This is a genomic window from Plantibacter sp. CFBP 8775 (assembly GCF_014839505.1).
GTDB classification, from domain to species: domain Bacteria; phylum Actinomycetota; class Actinomycetes; order Actinomycetales; family Microbacteriaceae; genus Plantibacter; species Plantibacter auratus.
Window position 1 is genome coordinate 1,081,234 of the sequence record NZ_JACYNV010000002.1, and the last position, 17,147, is coordinate 1,098,380.

Below are 17,147 nucleotides of genomic sequence, written 5' to 3' on the forward strand. Positions count from 1 at the left end.
GTCATCGCGGTCGACCGACCGCCTCATCCGACGAATGTAGCGCGCGGGTCGCACCCCGGACCAGCGGGTGTCCCGCAGACGCTCAGACGGCCCGGGCGGTGCGGGCGGCGTGCACGAACGAACGGATGAGCTCCGGCGACTTCACCCCGCGCGAGGACTCGACCCCGCTGGACACGTCGACCCCCCAGGGCCGGAGTTCCGCGATGAGGCCCTGGACGTTCTCCGGCGTGAGACCGCCGGCGAGGATCCACGTGCGGGTGGGTGGGTTCGCCACCAGAGCGATCGTGTCGAAGGTCTTCCCGGCTCCCGGGTCAGGTGCATCGAGGAGCAACAGCTCCTCGGCGTAGGCGGCGCGCTCGGCGGCGTTCTCGGAGGCGTAGTGCACCGCCGAGGTCGCCCGGAGCGTCCGCCATCCCATCGCCTGCAGCTCCTGGAACGCCTCGGGTGGTTCGTCACCGTGGAGCTGGACAGCCTGCACCCCGGCAGCACCGGCGATCCGCGAGACCTCCTCGACCGACTGGCGCCGGAAGACGCCGACCGTCAGCACCGACTCGGGGACGTCGGCGAGCAGCGAGGCGACGCGTTCGGGCTCGATGGTCCGGGGCGACCCCGGCGCGAAGACGAATCCGATCGCGTCGACTCCGGCGTCCACCGCCGCAGCGACGTCGGACGCCTCGGACAGACCGCACACCTTGACCCACATGGGGACCACGCTACCCGGCCGCACGGATCACTCCGCCGTCGGGACGAGGACGTCCGGGGTGGCGACGGCCGGTAGCTCCACGCGGAACACCGTCCGTCCTGGTGTGCTCTCGCACCTGACCGTGCCGTGGTGCGCGGCCACGACGGCGTGCACGATCGCGAGCCCGAGGCCGGTGCTCCCGGTGGCCCGGGAGCGGGAGTCGTCACCGCGGACGAAGCGCTCGAAGAGGTTGGGCTGCAGCGCAGGGTCGATGCCGGGGCCGTCGTCCGACACGGTCAGCACGGCGATCTCGCCCGCAGGACCGCTCTCGACCGCCAGCCCCGTCCGCACGGTCGTCCCGGCGGGCGTGTGGGTCCGCGCGTTGGCGAGTAGGTTGACGATCACCTGTTGCAGTCGGGACGCATCACCCGTGACGAGGACGGGCTCCTCGGGGAAGTCCAGTTCGAACACGTGGTCCGGCCCGGCGACATGGGCGTCGCCGACGGTGTGGATGACGAGTTCGGTGAGGTCGACGGGGCGCTTGGCGAGTTCGCGTCCCTCGTCCAACCGCGCCAGCAGCAGCAGGTCCTCGACGATCGTGGTCATGCGACCGGCCTCGGAGCGGATCCGGCCGAGGGAGTGGGTGACGTCCTCCGGCAGCGCGTCCGACTTCCGGGCGGCGAGTTCCGAGTATCCGGCGATGGACGCCAGCGGGGTCCGGAGCTCGTGGCTCGCGTCCGAGACGAACCGGCGCACCTTGTTCTCGCTCGCCTGCCGGGCGTTCAGCGCGGACGAGACGTGCCCGAGCATGCGGTTGATCGCCGATCCGACGCGTCCGACCTCGGTGCGCGGGTCGGTGTCCGACTCCGGTACCCGGACGGCGAGCGCCACCTCACCGCGGTCGAGGGGCAGTTCGGCGACGACCGCGGCCGTCGCGACGACCCGGTCGAGCGGGCGGAGCGAGTACCGCACGATCGCGAACGCGGCCAGCCCGGCGAGCAGCAGGACCACGACGCTCATGATCGCGATGAGGGTGACGAGCTGCATGACCGTCGACGCGACCTCGGCGAGCGGCAGCCCGATGATCCTCGTCGCGCCGCTCGCGTCGGTGACCGCGACGACGCGGTAGTCGCCGAGATGCTCCCCGAGGTTGATGGTCGACGGTCGGTCACCGGCCGACACCGTGAGGATCATGGCGTCCTGACTCTCGGTGCACGGGACCGTGCTGCCGTCGGCGTTGAGGTATCCGGCGCTGACGATGGTGCCGTCGACGACGATCGCCCCGAGTGCGCCGGGCCCGAGGCCCGGAGCGCCGATGAAGGCGGGCGGCTCGCGCGTGCCCGAACCACCGCCGTAGCCGTCGGGGATGCCGGAGTCCGGCAGGGATTCCGGTGCGGGGAGCTGGCCGTTGCGACCGTAGTCGACGATCCGCTCGGCGGCCTTCGTGAGCTGGTTGTCGACGCCCTCGGTGAGGAGGCCGCTCACCGCTACCGCGCTCGCGACACCGACGACGGCGCTGCCGAGGGCGAGGAGCCCGACGACGACGACCATGAGGCGTCGACGGAGCGTCCACGGAGCGCGCTTGGGGTGGGTGGAGTCGGTGGTCGTCGCTGCCGGGTCGGTGACGGGGGCGCTCGTGGTCACGAACCGACCGTCGGGATCTTCAACATGTAGCCGGCGCCGCGCACGGTGTGGATCATGGGCTCGCGCCCGGCGTCGATCTTCTTCCGCAGGTAGGAGATGTAGATCTCGACGACGCTCGCACGACCACCGAAGTCGTAGCTCCACACCCGGTCGAGGATCTGGGCCTTGCTCAGCACCCGGCGCGGGTTCCGCATGAGGAACCGCAGCAACTCGAACTCGGTCGCGGTGAGTTCGATGGGCTCGCCGTCGCGCGTCACCTCGTGGCTGTCCTCGTTCAGCACGAGGTCGCCGACCACGATGTCCGGGCCGGACTCGTCGGCGGCCAGCAGGGTCGAGCGGCGGATGAGCCCGCGCAGCCGGGCGACGACCTCCTCGAGGCTGAAGGGCTTGGTCACGTAGTCGTCGCCGCCGGCGGTGAGGCCCGCGATGCGGTCGTCGAGCGAGTCCTTGGCGGTGAGGAACAGGACGGGGACGTCGCTCCCCGAGGTCCGCAGGCGGTTCAGCACCTGCAGGCCGTCCAGGTCGGGCAGCATGATGTCGAGCACGATGGCGTCCGGGCGGAAGTCGCGGGCGGTCGTGAGGGCCTCGCGGCCGTCGGCGGCGGTCCGGATCTCCCAGCCCTCGTAGCGCAGGGCCATCTGCAGGAGGTCCGTGAGCGTCGCCTCGTCGTCGACGACGAGCACACGGACGGCGGTGCCGTCGGCCCGTTTGAGTGCGCTTCGCGCGGCACCGGGCGCCTGGGTCGGGATGTTCACGCGTTCAGTATTCGCCTCCGCCCTATGAGCTGTCTATGAACCGACCAGACGGATGCTGTGCCCTCCCCGAGCCGGCGAGGCGCCCACATCGACCTGGGCCGATTCATAGCGTCGCCGAGGCGCAGGCCAAGCGGGCCTCCGTAGCGTCCGGTCCAAGTCATCCGCGACGTGCGGATCGTCGGCGTCCCGCAACGGGGACGCCGGCACGTGCACCAGAGCAGAAGGAAACTCAGACATGTTCGGAACCTATCTCCGGCGGGAACTCGTCGGTCGTCGGAAACAGACCATCATCATCGCCATCGGGATGGCGCTCGCCATCGCCCTCGTGATCATCGTCAACTCGGTCGCAGCCGGCGTGAAGACGGCGCAGTCGTCGGTGCTGGAATCCGTCTACGGGGTCGGAACGGACATCACCGTCAGTCAAGCCGCCGAAGCGCCGACGGAGGGCGGTGGCCCCGGCCAGAACTTCGACTTCGGCTCGGGCGACGGATCGACGAGCGACGGCACGACGACCGTCAACCAGTCGCGGCTCGAGGCGGCGCGCGGCACGTCGACCTTCGACGCGACGGCGCTCGGCACGATCACCGACGTCGCCAACGTCGAAGCCGCCGCAGCCACCCTGTCGCTCACGAACACGACCTTCACGGGCGAGCTGCCCGACTTCTCCCAGGCGCAGGGATCCGATGGGACGGCAGGCGTGCCCGGCGATGACGCGACCGGCGCGACCCCGCCGCGGGGTGGTCCGGACGGCGCAGGCGGGAGCTCCTTCGGCGTCGACTCCTTCACGGTCCTCGGTCTCGACCCCTCGGGCGACGCCGTCGGTCCGCTCTCGGCCGTCACCCTCAGCGACGGACGCTCGCTCGCAGCCGACGACGCGGGCACGGACGTCGCCGTCCTCGACGCCTCCTACGCGACGGAGGCGGGGATCGCCACCGGCGACACAATCGACATCGTGGGCACCACGTTCAGCGTGGTCGGCACGGTGACCGCCTCCGGAGCCGACGCCACGACCGCCTCGAACGTCTACATCCCCCTCGACGTCGCGCAGACGCTCGCCGGACTCGACGACCAGGTCAGCGACGTGTACGTGCAGGCCGCCTCGTCGACCGACATCACGCAGGTGCAGACGGACATCGAGACGGCACTGCCCGACGCGACCGTGAGCACCCAGGAGGACCTCGCGTCCACCGTGTCCGGCTCGCTCGCCTCGGCGTCGACGCTCGTGTCCAACCTCGGCACCTGGCTGTCGCTCATCGTGCTCGCAGCCGCGTTCCTCATCGCGATCCTGTTCACGATCTCCGGCGTCACGCGCCGCACCCGCGAGTTCGGCACGCTCAAGGCGATCGGCTGGAGCGACCGGCGCATCGTCGGCCAGGTCGCGGGTGAGTCCGTCGTGCAGTCACTCATCGGCGGCGCCGTCGGTGTCGCGGTCGGCCTCGTCGGCATCCTCGTCGTGAACCTCGTCGCCCCGACGCTCAGCGCGGCGGCGACGACCTCGGCCGGTGGCGGGCTCGGCGGACCCGGCGGCGCCGCGGGCATGCCGGCGGACGCGGCGGCGGGAACGGCCGGTGGGTTCGGCGGCGCCCCGGGCGCTGCGGCCGCGACCACCACCGACATCGTCCTCCAGGCTCCCGTGACCGCGTGGATCATCGTCATCGCCGTCGGGATCGCCGTCATCGGCGGGCTGCTCGCGGGTGCCATCGGCGGGTGGCGCGCCTCACGGCTGCGTCCGGCCGAGGCGCTCCGCTCCGTCGCCTAGGCGACGCACCAGACGCCGCCGGGTGGTCGTCTCTCCTGCACCACCCGGCGGTCCCACTTCTCACTCCGACCAGCAGAACGAAGGACCCCATGTACACGATCACCGGCCTCACCAAGCAGTACCGCCAGGCGAAGCGCTCGGTCACGGCGCTCGACGGCGTCGACCTCGACATCCCCGACGGACAGCTCGTCGCCATCCAAGGTCCGACCGGCGGCGGCAAGTCGACGCTCCTCCAGATGCTCGGCGCGCTGGACCGACCGACCGCCGGCAGCATCTCCCTCGCCGGCGACGACCTCTCGACGCTCAGCGAGACGAAGCTCGGCAGGATCCGCGCCACGGAGATCGGCTTCGTGTTCCAGGGGTTCAACCTCATCCCGACGCTGACGGCACAGGAGAACGTCGAGATGGCCCTGGTCCCGATCGGCACGCCTCGGGCCGAACGCGAGACCAGGGCTCGGGCGGCGCTCGCGTCCGTCGGACTCTCCGAGCGGGGTTCGCACCTCCCCGCCGAGTTGTCCGGCGGGCAGCAGCAGCGGGTCGCGATCGCCCGTGCGCTCGTCAAAGAGCCCGAGGTGCTGCTCGCCGACGAACCGACCGGCAACCTCGACGAGGAGACCCGCGACGAGATCATGGACCTCCTCGAGGGTCTGTGGCGCGACCGCGGGCTCACGGTCGTCGTGGTGACGCACGACACCGCGGTCGCCAAGCGCGCCGAGCGTCGTCTCCACATCGCGAACGGGAAGCTCAAGGACGTCACGATTCGGCGCTGATCGGCCACTCGGCAGGCTCGGGGAGCGGCCCACATCCGCTCCCCGAGCCGCCTACACCCTGTCGAAGGGCCACGGGAATACCCCGCCGTCGTGATTGGTTGACACTGATCAACTACTTCTCATATAGTTGACGCATATCAACTAGCTGACGTCATCACGATCGCGGAGCCCATGTCACACACCACTTCTTCACCAGCCACGCCCGCTCGCGCGGACAACGGCATGACGCATCGCCAGGTGCTCGAGGCCCTCTCCGGCCTCCTCCTCGGCATGTTCGTGTCGATCCTCGCCGGAACCGTCGTCTCGACCTCCCTCCCCCGGATCATCTCCGACCTGAACGGCGACCAGACGGCGTTCACCTGGGTCGTCACGGCCACGTTGCTCGCCACCACCGTCTCGACGCCCATCTGGGGCAAGTTCGCCGACCTCTTCAACCGCAAGCTGCTCATCCAGCTGGCGCTCGGGATCTTCGTCCTCGGCTCGGCGCTCGCGGGCTTCTCGCAGGACACCGGCACGCTCATCGGCTTCCGCGTCCTGCAGGGCCTCGGCGCCGGTGGTCTCACGGCGCTCAGCCAGATCATCATGGCCGACATCATCAGCCCGCGTGAGCGTGGCCGCTACATGGGCCTCTTCGGCGCGGTGATGGCGGTCGGCACGGTCGGCGGCCCGCTCTTCGGCGGCCTCCTCACCGACTCGCTCGGCTGGCGCTGGAACTTCTTCGTCGGTGTCCCCTTCGCGATCGCCGCGATCTTCCTCCTGCAGCGCACGCTCCACCTCCCGAAGCGGAACGTCGGCAAGGTCAAGATCGACTACCTGGGCGCAGCCCTGATCGCCGGCGGGGTCTCGCTGCTGCTCATCTGGGTCACCCTGGCCGGGACGCAGTTCGAGTGGGCGAGCTTCACGACGCTCGTCATGGTGGGCATCTCCGTCCTCCTGCTCGCCGCAGCGGTCATCGTCGAGATCAAGGTCGACGAGCCGATCATCCCGATGTCGCTGTTCAAGAACCGCACCTTCACCCTCGCGGTGATCGCGAGCATCTCGGTGGGTGTGGCGATGTTCGGCACCTCGGTGTTCCTCAGCCAGTACATGCAGCTGGCGCGTGGAGCGACGCCGACGGAGTCGGGTCTGCTGACGCTCCCGATGATCGGCGGCCTCCTGATCGCCTCCATCGTGGTCGGGCAGTTCATCTCCCGCTTCGGCCACTGGAAGCCGTACCTCATCGTGGGTTCGATCCTCCTCACCGTCGGCCTGTTCCTCATGAGCACGATCCACTACGACTCGAACTACCTGCTCGTCTCCGTGTACATGTTCGTCCTCGGCGCCGGTGTCGGCATGGTCATGCAGAACCTCGTGCTCGTGGTCCAGAACGACGTCCTGCCGCAGCAGCTGGGCACGGCGAGCGCGGGTGTCGCGTTCTTCCGCAGCCTCGGCGGCACGATCGGCGTCTCGGTCATGGGCTCGGTGCTCGCGACGAAGGTCACCGACATGCTCTCCGACCGACAGGACGACCTGCAGGCGGCAATCGTCGCCCTCGGTGCTCCCGGCGCCAAGATCGCCGAGACGCTCTCGAGCGGCACGATCCCGAAGGTGAGCACGCTACCCGAGTCGGTGCGGACCATCATCGAATCCGTCTACGGTGACGCGGTCGCCGACATCTTCCTCGTCGCCGCACCACTCGCGATCCTGACGATCATCGCCGTGATCTTCCTGCCGAACAAGAAGCTCGGTTCGAAGAACGCCGTGCAGCGCATGGCCGAGCAGGGCGCCGGGGAGCCGGCCCTCGTCGGCGCGGCCACCGGTTCCGTCACGACGGCCACCGCGTCCACGTCGACCCAGTCGTTCGCGACCGGTGCGCTGGACGTGGCCGAGGCCATGATCGGTGGCGAGGCGGACACCCGACTCGAGCGAGGACGGGACGAGACCGCCGACGCCGACAGCGGCTCGGAGGCCGAGGCACACAGCCCCCGCCACGGCCGCTAGTCCGTACAATGCGAACGATGTCCATCGATCACGACGCCCAGGCCGGGCCGGCCGCTGCCGACGACGCAGCGGCCGGTACCGCGCACGACCTCGCGATCGGTGCCGTGGAGGAGCAGTTCGCGCTGCTCATCAACCGCATCCGCAACGGCATCCGCGACCGGGCCGAGCGGATCTCCCCCGGACTCCAGCCGGCCGGCTACAAGCTGCTCAGCATGGTCTCGCGCTCTGGAGCGATCCGCGCCGGTGCCCTGGCCGAGATGCTCGCGACGGACAAGAGCGCGGTGAGCCGCCTCATCCACCAGCTGGAGGAGCTCGGCCTCGTCACGAGGACCCCGGACCCCGAGGATGGTCGAGCCAGCCTCGTCGTCGCGACCGCCGAGGGCAAACGCCGGATGGAGTCGACGAAGGCGAGCGACCAGGCGATGCTCTACCAGCAGCTCTCGTCCTGGGACGAGGCCGAGGTGCGGCGGCTCGCCGAACTCCTCGCGAAGCTCAACGGCGCCCTCTGAAGTCCCTTTCTCAGGAGTCCCCCGGAGCGCCGGGCTCGCGAGCGAGCGACGCGCCGAGGAACTCCTGAGAACGGGTCAGCGCCAGCTGTGCTTCGGGTCGTACCCGAGGACCTGGCGGGCGTGGTCGATCGAGAGCAGCGTCCCGTTGCCGGCGATGTCGCCGTTGACGGGCACGTCCGGGAAGACCTCCGCGACGAGCTCGACGTTGTCGCGCGACATGACCGTGTCGGCCGCTGCGATGATGAACCGGTCGAACCCGGTGGCCTGGTGCTCGAGCGCGAGCCGCACGGCCTGCGCGCCGTCACGGCCGTCGATGTAGCCCCAGAGGTTCCACTTGCGGATGGTGGCGTCGGCGTCGAACGACGGGAACGCCGCGTAGTCGGCCTCGTCCATCACGTTGGAGAAGCGGAGGGCGATGATCTTGAGCTCGGGGTGCCACCGCGTGAGTTCGATCGCCAGCTGCTCCTCGAGGTGCTTCGAGAGCGAGTACGTCGACTCGGGTCGCGCCGCGTAGGCCTCGTCGACGGGGATGTAGGGCGGCGGGGTGTCGAACGGCAGCCCGAGGACGGTCTCGCTCGACGCCGTGACGATGTTCGTGATGCCGGCCTTGATAGCGGCGTTGAACACGTTGTAGGTGCTGAGGATGTTGTTCTGGAAGGTCGCCGTGTTCGTCGAGAGCCCCGGCGCGGGGATGGCGCTCAGGTGGACGACCGCGTCGAAGCCGTCCGGCGCCTGCTCGTCCACGCCGGTGAGGGCGTCGAACACCTGACCAGCGTCACGCAGGTCGATGCGGACGAAGCCGTCACCGCGCTCTCCCGCCTGGTCGAGGTTGATCACCAGGTGACCGTGCTCCCGAAGATGGCCGACCACTGTTCGCCCGAGCTTGCCCGAGCCTCCCGTCACTGCGATTCTCATGACGCCCATCCTGGTCCATCAACCCGCGATCGCGTGGACGATTGACAACTCCCCCAGGATCGGGCGACCGGAGCGGAATGGTCGACCGCCGGGTCGCGTTGGACGAGACGTGAAGCTCACCCTGTACACCTCCGCGTTCTGCGCTCCCTGCATGCAGGCTCGCGCCGTCCTGGCCGAGGTCCCGGCGCTCGTGGCCGGTGCCGTCGTCGAGGAGCGCGACGTCGCCTTCCGTGCGGCGGAGGCGGAGGCCGACGGCATCCGCTCCACCCCCACGGTCATCATCACGGCCGACGACGGCACCGAGGTGTTCCGTGCGACCGGCGCACCGACGCTCAACCAGGTGCTCGTCGCGGCGGCGAAGGCGTTGTAGCCCTTCGACAGGCTCAGGGACCGAAGAGGCGGCTCAGGGACCGAAGAGCAGCTCAGGATCCGAAGGAGGCAGTTCAGGGTCCGGGGCTACTGGGTGCTGAACGCCGCGTCGAAGGACTGCTCGGGCAGCTTCCAGAGCAGGTTCCGGATGTATCCGACGGCCTCCTCGGCTCCGTGGAGACGGTCCATGCCGGCGTCCTCCCACTCGATCGAGATCGGCCCGGCGTAGCCGATGCTCGAGAGGGCACGGAAGGCGTCCTCCCACGGCACGTCGCCGTGACCGGTCGACACGAAGTCCCAGCCGCGTCGCGGGTCGCCCCAGGGCAGGTGCGAGCCGACGATGCCGGCGTGACCGGTGGCCGGCCGGATCCGGGTGTCCTTGCAGTCGACGTGGTAGATCCGGTTCGCGAACTCGACGATGAACCCGACCGGGTCGACACCCTGCCACATCATGTGCGACGGGTCCCAGTTGAAGCCGAACGCCGGGCGGTGGTCGATCGCCTCGAGGGTCCGGACACTCGTCCAGTAGTCGTACGCGATCTCGGACGGGTGCACCTCGTGTGCGAAGCGGACACCTTCGGCGTCGAAGACGTCGAGGATGGGGTTCCAGCGGGTCGCGAAGTCCTCGTACCCGGCGTCGATGACGGAGGCCGGCACCGGCGGGAACATCGCGGAGTACTGCCAGATCTTCGACCCCGTGAAGCCGACGACCGTGTCGACGCCGAGCTTGCGCGCGACACGTGCGGACCGCTTCATGTCCTCGGCCGCCCGCTGGCGCACCCCCTCCGCTTCGCCGTCGCCCCAGGTGTAGTCGCGCACGATCGCCTGGTGGCGGAAGTCGATCGGGTCGTCGCACACGGCCTGGCCGGTGAGGTGGTTCGAGATCGCGAAGACCTCGAGGCCGTGCCGGTCGAGGATGTCGAGGCGGGACTGCAGGTAGGCGTCGTCCTCATCCGCGCGCTTCAGGTCGAGGTGGTCGCCCGAGGCCGCGATCTCGAGGCCGTCGTAGCCCCAGGAGGCGGCGAGGCGGGCGACCTCTTCGAAGGGGAGATCCGCCCACTGTCCGGTGAACAGGGTCACCGGGAGGCGGCTGGCGTACTGCTTGTCGGTGGTGTCGGTCATGCGGTGATCCTCTGCTCGTCGTCGGTGGAGGTGGCGATCGCTTCCCAGCGACCGGTTTCGGCCGCGTCGAGGACGGCCTCGGTGATGCGCGCGGTGCGGAGTCCGTCGGCGAAGACGGGCAGGCCGTCCGGCGACTGTCCGGCCATCGCCGCGTAGCTGTCGGCCACAAACGCGTTGAAGGCGTCCTGGTAGCCCATCGGGTGCCCCGAGGGGACGATGGACAGGCGTGCGGCGTCCGGGTGCAGTTGGTCGGCGTCGCGAGGCAGCACCTGTGTCCCCGACCGACGGCCGAGCCACAGCGTCTCCGGCGCTTCCTGGTCGAAACCGATGCTGAGTTCCGTCCCGGCGATCTCGAGGTGCAGCCGGTTCTTCCGACCGGGCGCGACCTGCGAGACGAGCAGCGTGCCGATGGCGCCGCCCTCGAGCCGGATGACGACCGCGGCCGCGTCCTCGGTCGTGACCTCCGGGGTGTTCGCGCGTTCGGCGAAGAAGGTGCGGACCGTCGAACTCAGCTCGGTGATGCGCGCGCCCGTGATGAACTCCAAGAGGTCTACGAGGTGCGAACCGATGTCGGCGAAGGCGCGCGAACGGCCACCGGCCGCCGAGTCGACCCGCCAGTTGTCGTCGGCCTGCGCGAGCAACCAGTCCTGGAGGTACGACCCGCTGATCGTGAGCAGGGTCCCGAGGTCACCGGCGGCGACACGCGCCCGGGCCTCCCGGACGAGCGGGTGGAAGCGGTACACGAACGGCACCGTGCCGACGACACCGGCCTCGGCGGCGGCGGCGACGAGACGCTCGGCGGTCGCGGCGTCGGTCGCGAGGGGTTTCTCACAGACGACGTGCTTGCCGGCCGCGATGGCCGCGAGTGCCTGCTCGGCGTGGAGCGCGTTCGGTGTGCAGACGTGCACCACGTCGACCGAGGGGTCGGCCAGCAGCTCGTCGAGCGAGCCGTACCCGCGCTCGAACCCGAGGTTCGCGGCGACCTCCCGCGAGCGCTCGGGCGTCGAGGCGACGACACCGACCAGCCGGGCACCCGCAGCGCGGGCCGCCCGGCTGTGGACGGTGGCCATGAAGCCACCGCCCACCACCGCGATACCGGGGCCGGCCACGGTCATGCTCCGAAGGTGCCGTCCGCCGGCGTCCACGACTCCGGCAGCGCGGGAGCGAGCTCCACGGTGCTGACGACGTCGACCGAGGTACGGCTCAGGCCCGACTCGGCCGTCGAGACCATGACGTCGAGCACGTGGTAGGCGAGCTCACCGGAGGCGCGCTCGGGACGACCAGCGCGGATCGCCTGGGCGAGCTCGACCACCCCGGTTCCGCGACCCTGCGTCGGACCGGTCGACGGGATCGACTCGGGCTCCTCGCCACCGCCGTAGACGAGCAGGTCGCCCTCGAAGGTGTTCGGGTCGGGGACGACGAGCGTGCCGGTCGAGCCTGCGACCTCGAACTGCGTGCGGCCGAGCTTGGAGTCGAAGCTGAAGACACTCTGCGCGAGCTGGCCGCTCTCGAACTCGAAGAGGGCGCTCACGTGCGTCGGCACCGTCACATCGAACGACTGACCGGCGCGCGGGCCGGATCCGATCGTCCGCTGCGGGAAGGCCTGCGAAGCCAGCGCGGTGACGCGGGCGATCGGACCGAACAGCTGCACGAGCGCCGTGATGTAGTACGGGCCGATGTCGAAGAGCGGACCGGCGCCGTCCTGGAACAGGAAGTCGGGGTTCGGGTGCCACGACTCCGGGCCGGGGCTCTGCATGAGGGTCAGCGCGGTGAGGGGCTGGCCGATGCCACCGGCCTCGACGAGCCGGCGGGCGGATTGGATGCCGGCGCCGAGGAAGGTGTCCGGAGCCGTGGCGACGCGGAGCCCCTTCTCCTTCGCGGCGGCCAGCAGAGCCTGCCCGCTTTCACGGTCGAGCGCGAAGGGCTTCTCGCTCCACACGTGCTTGCCGGCGTCGAGGATCTGCATGGCGACCTCGACGTGGACCTTCGGGATGGTCAGGTTGACGACGATCTCGATCTCGGGGTCGGCCAGGAGTTCGGCGACCGAGCCGTGGCCGGGCACCCCGTACTTCTCGGCCTGCGTCTTCGCCCGCTCGAGGTCGAGGTCCGCGACGAACCGGACGTCGAGGTCGGGGAAGGTGACCAGGTTGCTGAGGTACTGGTCGCTGATGACGCCGGCGCCGATGAGGCCGACACCGACCGGTCCGGTGCTGTTGCTCATGCCTGGACTCCGTTCGTGGTGAGGTAGGTGAAGCTCTGCTCGAGCCCCTGGAAGATGTCGCCGTCGAACGCGTCGAACTCGACGACGCGCAGGGCCTGCGGTGCCGCGGCGAGGATGTCGAGCACCGGGACGACCCCGGCACCCGCGGGCAGCTGCTTCAGCGTGTCGCGGGAGGCGTCGCCGTCCTTGACGTGGATGAAGCGCACGCGATCGCCGATCGCACCGAGGACGTCGACCGCGCGGCGTCCGCCGACCTCGACCCAGTAGGTGTCGACCTCGAAGACGACGGCCGGGTCGGTGAGTGCGGCGAGGTGCTCGAGCGGGCTGGTGCCCGCGACGTCGCCCTCGAGCTCCCACCAGTGGTTGTGGTAGCCCACCTGGACCCCGTGACCGGCGGCGACCGCTGCCGCGGCGTTCAGCTCGTCGGCGATCGACGCGACCGTCTCGGCCGTGGCGAAGCGCTCTTCGGCGATGGCGGGATCGATGAGGACCTGCACGCCCTGCTCGGCCGCCGCGCCGAAGGCCGCCGACAGGTCGATGTCGTCGGCGATGACCTTGCCGTGCGCGCTCGGCGTGACGAGGCCGGCATCGTGGATGTCCTGCAGGCTGACACCGGGACCGAAGCCGAACGGCTCGGCCTGGCGGAAACCGATCTCGGTCAGGCGCTGCAGCGCTGCGGCACGATCCGCGGTGAGCGGCTCCCGTACCGAGTAGAGCTGGACAGAGAGTTGGGAAGTCGACACGATGCTCCTCAATGATGATGGTGTCAGGCAGCCGCTGCTGCGAGATCCAGGCTAACCACACTTCTGTCGGTGGTCAAACAAAAGTCTCCCACCGGTCGCCGCTCCCCCGGCGACGAATACCGCAGGAGTCGGAAGCGTGGGGGACAATGGAGAGGTGAACTCAGCTCTGCTCTCCCGGATCGTCGCTGACTCCAGCGACCGCATCTCGTGGTTGCGGGCTCGTTCGCGCGGGATCACCGCGACCGACGTCGCCACGCTCTCGACCCCGGCCTCGATCCAGCGCGCGGCCGACGCGAAGCTCGGCGGGACGGGCTTCTCGGGCAACGCCTTCACCGACCACGGGCGCGCCCGCGAGCCTGAGATCGCCCGGTGGGTCGCCGCGACGCACGGGATCAACCCCTCGTCGGCGCTCTTCCGGGCCGAGGTCGAACACCGTCACCTCGCCACCCCCGACGGCATCGCCGTGACCGAGCGCGGGGCCGTCGTGCTCGCGGAGATCAAGACCACGACGAAGTCCTGGCGCTCGATCCCCCGCAACTACCTGCGTCAGGTGTGGTGGCAGCAGTACGTGATCGGCGCGGAGCGGACACTCGTGGTCTGGGAGGAGCACAAGGACTTCGTCCCCATCGACGACGAACCGCTCTGTCGGTGGGTCGAGCGCGACGACGCCGAGATCGCGAAGCTGGTCGGCCTCGCGAACGCACTCATCGATGAGCTGTACCACCGCACCAATCCAGCCGCCCGGCGCCCGGTCCTCCCGGAGCCCGCACCCGTCACTCGGCAGCTCCGGGAACCGCTACTGAGCCTCGACTTCTGACGACAAGTCGACAGAAGTCGGCCGAGGTGGTTGACTGTCGCCATGACCGAGCCGCAACGCCCCTCCCCCGGAGCACCGGGCGCCGGCGACCTCTTCCAACTCTTCCGCGGCGGTGAGGCACGCACGAAGTCGGAGTTGTGCGCCCTGACCGGCCTGGCCCGCTCCACCGTCTCCCTCCGGATCGACGCCCTCGTGGCCGCAGACCTGCTCCGTCCCGCTGGAGAGGCAGCCTCCTCGGGTGGTCGCCCGCCCGCACGGATCGCATTCAACCCGCTCGCGCGCGTCGTCGTCGCCGTCGACCTGGGGGCGACGCACGGGACGGTGGCCGTCACCGACCTGTCCGGAGCGATCCTCGCGACGAGCCGGTCGGAGCTGCAGATCGCCGCAGGACCCGAGCCCGTCCTCGACTGGGTGGTCGAAGCGGCGTCGGCCCTGTTGGCCGCTCCGCAGACCTGGGCCACACCCCAGCCGGTCGCTCCCCCGGTCATCGGGATCGGGATCGGCCTCCCGGGGCCGGTCGAGCACTCCACCGGACGGCCGACCAACCCGCCGATCATGCCGGGCTGGGACCGCTTCGACGTCCCCGCCTACATCCGACGGACCATCGACGTCCCGGTCCTCGTCGACAACGACGTGAACGTCCTCGCGCTCGGCGAGCACGCGATCTCCTGGCCGGACACCGACGACCTCGTCTACGTGAAGGTGTCCACGGGTATCGGTGCCGGCATCATCGCGGGTGGCGAGCTGCAGCGCGGGGCACTCGGTGCGGCCGGCGACATCGGGCACGTGCAGGTCCCCGTCGGCCGAGACTCCCCGCGCGCAGCGGACGACGAGCGCGACCTCGAGGCCATCGCCAGCGGACCGGCGATCGCGACCGAGCTCCGCGCCCACGGAATCGACGCCGTGAGCAGTCGCGACGTCGCAGCGCTCATCCGCGCGGGCGACCGGACGGCCATCGAGACCACGCGGCAGGCCGGCCGGGAGATCGGTGAAGTGCTCAGTGTCGTGGTGAACCTCCTGAACCCGACGGTGATCGTGCTCGGTGGGACGATGACCCGGGCGGGTGAACATCTCCTCACCGGCGTCCGTGAGGTGGTCTACCGCCGGTCGATGCCGCTCGCCACCGGGCACCTCGGCATCGTCACCTCGACGGCCGGCGAGGAGGCCGGGGTGTTGGGCGCGGCGATCATGGTGCTGCGCGACGCCCTGTCCGCACCGGCGATCGACGCGATGACTCAGCCCCGGGCGCTCGACGCGGCATCGACCTGACGCGCGTCCTCCACTGCGGAACCAGGGCGTCCGGTGTCGTCCGTCTTCCCGACGGCGAGCACCTCCGCCAGGCCGTACCCGACGAGCCAGAGCAGGGCGATGGTCATCGCCGCGAACTCCAACCAACTGCCGACCTGCTGCCCGACCTCGGCGAGCGAGAGCAGGCCGCCGAGCCCCGCGATCACGGCGACGGCGGACCCGGCGAACCAGGACAGCCGCCGGACGGCGCGCAGCCGGGATCCGAGGGCCGACCCGATCATCGCCAGGCAGGCGAGGGCGAAGCCCAGCACCGCGAAGGAGATGTGCACCGCGTCCTGGAGCGTGAACAGCGGATTCGACGGGATCGGGCACTCGTAGGTGCACGTCACCCGGGACGCCACGAGGAAGCACAGACTCGACAGTCCCACGAGCAGCCAGGGGACGAGCAGCAGTCCAACCCTCGTGCGGCGCTGACCGGGCTCGCGGGACGGGACGACTCGCTGCAGCGCTACGGCGATGCTGAGACCACCGACCGCGACCATGAGCAGTGCCGCGTTGAAGACCGGAGCCGTCACCTCGCCGGTGGCACCGAGGCCGCTCACGTAGCTGTTCTTACCGAGGCTGAGACGCGCCGCCCAGATCATGACCGTGGCGACCACGACGAGCACACCACCGGTGATCGCGAACGCGAGGGCGACGGACCGGCGACGGCGGACCGCCGAGGAGCGAGGGACCCGCTGGTCTGATGTGGCCCCCGTCATCCGCGGATGAGCCTCGTCCGGCTCAACGCGATGACGGCGCAGCCCATCAGGCCGATGAACCCGGCGATGGCGATCATGTAGACGACGACGGCTCCCCAGCCGCCGGGCTGCGCCGGGTTGAGGAACGGGTACGGGTACCAGCCGACGATCGATCCGCGGATCATCGTGTAGACGGTCCAGACGAGGGGGAACGCGATGATCGCCCACACCTGACGCCATTCCAGGCGGGACTTGCCGGGCGTCACGATCCAGACGAGCACCAGGTAGATCGGTGCGATGAGGTGTAGCACCTCGTTCGACCAGCCGAGGGTGTGCCCCTGGTCGAGGGCGATGCCGCGGAGCAGCAGGTTGTAGACGACGCCCGTGGTCGCCATGTAGGTCACGACGCAGCCGAGGACCAGGTTGTACCAGGCGGGATCGCGTCGCAGCCGGAAGCAGAACCCGGCGCCGACCAGCAGGACGATCGCACTCAGCGCGTTCGACAGGATCGTGAAGTAGCTGAAGAAGTTGACGAAGAAGTCGTCGGGCGCGTCACCGAAGGACAGGGTGTAGACGAACTGGCCGACGATGGCGGCGATGATCACCCCACCCGCGATGATCCTGATGACTCCGAACAGTGCGCGCATTGCGCCACTGTATCGGAAGCACGCGCCCGAGGATCGGGCGACAGCCGGGCCGCCGTGTCCCCCGAAGAGAGGGAATCGTTTCCAGCCAATTGACACCCCCGTAACAGCGCCGACTCATTCGACGGCTTTGATGAGAACAGAGCCGGACCACGCACCGGAGCGAGACTCGTCGCCGAGCCGACCTCCGCCGGGTGGAGCTTTCGGGGGATGAACGACGAAGGAGTAC

At 69.9% G+C, this 17,147-nt stretch carries 17 protein-coding genes; 7 read left to right on the top strand and 10 right to left on the bottom strand.

Annotated features, from left to right (window positions below; genetic code table 11):
- Positions 1 to 82 precede the first annotated feature (82 nt).
- The 3 genes from IFR14_RS17370 to IFR14_RS17380 are packed head-to-tail and all read right to left on the bottom strand — an operon-like array spanning position 83 to position 3,081.
- The gene (locus tag IFR14_RS17370; RefSeq protein ID WP_124767341.1) at positions 83 to 703 is read right to left on the bottom strand and encodes a phosphoribosylanthranilate isomerase; all 621 of its coding nucleotides are present in this window, start codon (positions 701 to 703) and stop codon (positions 83 to 85) included.
- 27 nt (positions 704 to 730) lie between these two features.
- Positions 731 to 2,326, bottom strand: a complete 1,596-nt coding sequence (locus IFR14_RS17375; RefSeq protein WP_274500401.1) for a sensor histidine kinase — start codon at positions 2,324 to 2,326, stop codon at positions 731 to 733.
- Positions 2,323 to 3,081 (bottom strand): response regulator transcription factor, encoded by a 759-nt coding sequence (locus tag IFR14_RS17380; RefSeq protein WP_124767343.1) that lies wholly within the window; start codon positions 3,079 to 3,081, stop codon positions 2,323 to 2,325. The genes IFR14_RS17375 and IFR14_RS17380 overlap by 4 nt, the downstream gene beginning before the upstream one ends.
- A gap of 235 nt (positions 3,082 to 3,316) precedes the next feature.
- Here IFR14_RS17380 and IFR14_RS17385 point away from each other — a divergent pair, with 235 nt between their 5' ends.
- The 4 genes from IFR14_RS17385 (at position 3,317) to IFR14_RS17400 (ending at position 8,099) form a co-directional block, all read left to right on the top strand.
- Positions 3,317 to 4,840: an ABC transporter permease gene (locus tag IFR14_RS17385; protein ID WP_191941754.1), complete on the top strand. Its 1,524-nt coding sequence runs from the start codon at positions 3,317 to 3,319 to the stop codon at positions 4,838 to 4,840.
- Between the two features lie 89 nt (positions 4,841 to 4,929).
- Positions 4,930 to 5,610 carry an ABC transporter ATP-binding protein gene (locus IFR14_RS17390; RefSeq protein ID WP_191941755.1) on the top strand — a complete coding sequence of 227 codons (681 nt, stop codon included), beginning with the start codon at positions 4,930 to 4,932 and terminating at the stop codon, positions 5,608 to 5,610.
- 222 nt (positions 5,611 to 5,832) lie between these two features.
- A complete protein-coding gene (locus tag IFR14_RS17395) occupies positions 5,833 to 7,590 on the top strand; it encodes an MDR family MFS transporter (protein WP_191941756.1) in 1,758 nt (585 codons plus the stop codon).
- Positions 7,591 to 7,607: 17 nt separating this feature from the next.
- The gene (locus IFR14_RS17400; RefSeq protein WP_191941757.1) at positions 7,608 to 8,099 is read left to right on the top strand and encodes a MarR family winged helix-turn-helix transcriptional regulator; all 492 of its coding nucleotides are present in this window, start codon (positions 7,608 to 7,610) and stop codon (positions 8,097 to 8,099) included.
- 75 nt (positions 8,100 to 8,174) lie between these two features.
- On the opposite strand, the gene IFR14_RS17405 is transcribed toward IFR14_RS17400, so the two are convergent.
- Positions 8,175 to 9,014 carry an NAD-dependent epimerase/dehydratase family protein gene (locus IFR14_RS17405; RefSeq protein WP_191941758.1) on the bottom strand — a complete coding sequence of 280 codons (840 nt, stop codon included), beginning with the start codon at positions 9,012 to 9,014 and terminating at the stop codon, positions 8,175 to 8,177.
- Positions 9,015 to 9,123: 109 nt separating this feature from the next.
- On the opposite strand from IFR14_RS17405, the gene IFR14_RS21025 reads away from it, so the two are divergent.
- Complete coding sequence (locus IFR14_RS21025; protein ID WP_159879909.1) at positions 9,124 to 9,384, top strand: thioredoxin; 261 nt, start codon at positions 9,124 to 9,126, stop codon at positions 9,382 to 9,384.
- Between the two features lie 86 nt (positions 9,385 to 9,470).
- On the opposite strand, the gene IFR14_RS17415 is transcribed toward IFR14_RS21025, so the two are convergent.
- The 4 genes from IFR14_RS17415 to IFR14_RS17430 are packed head-to-tail and all read right to left on the bottom strand — an operon-like array spanning position 9,471 to position 13,469.
- Complete coding sequence (locus IFR14_RS17415) at positions 9,471 to 10,505, bottom strand: sugar phosphate isomerase/epimerase family protein (protein ID WP_191941759.1); 1,035 nt, start codon at positions 10,503 to 10,505, stop codon at positions 9,471 to 9,473.
- On the bottom strand, positions 10,502 to 11,620 hold the full coding sequence (locus tag IFR14_RS17420; RefSeq protein WP_191941760.1) for a Gfo/Idh/MocA family protein: 1,119 nt from the start codon (positions 11,618 to 11,620) through the stop codon (positions 10,502 to 10,504). Before IFR14_RS17420 ends, IFR14_RS17415 begins: the two co-directional genes overlap by 4 nt.
- Positions 11,617 to 12,726 carry a Gfo/Idh/MocA family protein gene (locus tag IFR14_RS17425; protein WP_191941761.1) on the bottom strand — a complete coding sequence of 370 codons (1,110 nt, stop codon included), beginning with the start codon at positions 12,724 to 12,726 and terminating at the stop codon, positions 11,617 to 11,619. The genes IFR14_RS17420 and IFR14_RS17425 overlap by 4 nt, the downstream gene beginning before the upstream one ends.
- A complete protein-coding gene (locus IFR14_RS17430) occupies positions 12,723 to 13,469 on the bottom strand; it encodes a TIM barrel protein (RefSeq protein ID WP_191941762.1) in 747 nt (248 codons plus the stop codon). The genes IFR14_RS17425 and IFR14_RS17430 overlap by 4 nt, the downstream gene beginning before the upstream one ends.
- 154 nt (positions 13,470 to 13,623) lie before the next feature.
- On the opposite strand from IFR14_RS17430, the gene IFR14_RS17435 reads away from it, so the two are divergent.
- Both IFR14_RS17435 and IFR14_RS17440 read left to right on the top strand, forming a co-directional pair.
- Positions 13,624 to 14,286, top strand: coding sequence for a YqaJ viral recombinase family protein (locus IFR14_RS17435; protein ID WP_138945159.1), 663 nt, complete (start codon positions 13,624 to 13,626; stop codon positions 14,284 to 14,286).
- A gap of 42 nt (positions 14,287 to 14,328) precedes the next feature.
- Positions 14,329 to 15,555 carry an ROK family transcriptional regulator gene (locus tag IFR14_RS17440; protein ID WP_191941763.1) on the top strand — a complete coding sequence of 409 codons (1,227 nt, stop codon included), beginning with the start codon at positions 14,329 to 14,331 and terminating at the stop codon, positions 15,553 to 15,555.
- Here the strand turns inward: IFR14_RS17440 and IFR14_RS17445 are convergent.
- Positions 15,522 to 16,295, bottom strand: a complete 774-nt coding sequence (locus tag IFR14_RS17445) for a DUF998 domain-containing protein (RefSeq protein ID WP_191941764.1) — start codon at positions 16,293 to 16,295, stop codon at positions 15,522 to 15,524. The two genes, IFR14_RS17440 and IFR14_RS17445, sit on opposite strands and share 34 nt — an antisense overlap.
- On the bottom strand, positions 16,292 to 16,921 hold the full coding sequence (locus tag IFR14_RS17450) for a Pr6Pr family membrane protein (protein WP_159879921.1): 630 nt from the start codon (positions 16,919 to 16,921) through the stop codon (positions 16,292 to 16,294). Before IFR14_RS17450 ends, IFR14_RS17445 begins: the two co-directional genes overlap by 4 nt.
- Positions 16,922 to 17,147: the final 226 nt, after the last annotated feature.

What these genes read in the sequence shown, in the direction of transcription:
- IFR14_RS17370 (WP_124767341.1), bottom strand. Translation starts at nt 703, where the DNA reads ATGTGGGTCAAGGTGTGCGGTCTGTCCGAGGCGTCCGACGTCGCTGCG.
- IFR14_RS17385 (WP_191941754.1), top strand. Translation starts at nt 3,317, where the DNA reads ATGTTCGGAACCTATCTCCGGCGGGAACTCGTCGGTCGTCGGAAACAG.
- IFR14_RS17390 (WP_191941755.1), top strand. Translation starts at nt 4,930, where the DNA reads ATGTACACGATCACCGGCCTCACCAAGCAGTACCGCCAGGCGAAGCGC.
- IFR14_RS17395 (WP_191941756.1), top strand. Translation starts at nt 5,833, where the DNA reads ATGACGCATCGCCAGGTGCTCGAGGCCCTCTCCGGCCTCCTCCTCGGC.
- IFR14_RS17400 (WP_191941757.1), top strand. Translation starts at nt 7,608, where the DNA reads ATGTCCATCGATCACGACGCCCAGGCCGGGCCGGCCGCTGCCGACGAC.
- IFR14_RS17405 (WP_191941758.1), bottom strand. Translation starts at nt 9,014, where the DNA reads ATGAGAATCGCAGTGACGGGAGGCTCGGGCAAGCTCGGGCGAACAGTG.
- IFR14_RS17415 (WP_191941759.1), bottom strand. Translation starts at nt 10,505, where the DNA reads ATGACCGACACCACCGACAAGCAGTACGCCAGCCGCCTCCCGGTGACC.
- IFR14_RS17420 (WP_191941760.1), bottom strand. Translation starts at nt 11,620, where the DNA reads ATGACCGTGGCCGGCCCCGGTATCGCGGTGGTGGGCGGTGGCTTCATG.
- IFR14_RS17425 (WP_191941761.1), bottom strand. Translation starts at nt 12,726, where the DNA reads ATGAGCAACAGCACCGGACCGGTCGGTGTCGGCCTCATCGGCGCCGGC.
- IFR14_RS17440 (WP_191941763.1), top strand. Translation starts at nt 14,329, where the DNA reads ATGACCGAGCCGCAACGCCCCTCCCCCGGAGCACCGGGCGCCGGCGAC.
- IFR14_RS17445 (WP_191941764.1), bottom strand. Translation starts at nt 16,295, where the DNA reads ATGACGGGGGCCACATCAGACCAGCGGGTCCCTCGCTCCTCGGCGGTC.
- IFR14_RS17450 (WP_159879921.1), bottom strand. Translation starts at nt 16,921, where the DNA reads ATGCGCGCACTGTTCGGAGTCATCAGGATCATCGCGGGTGGGGTGATC.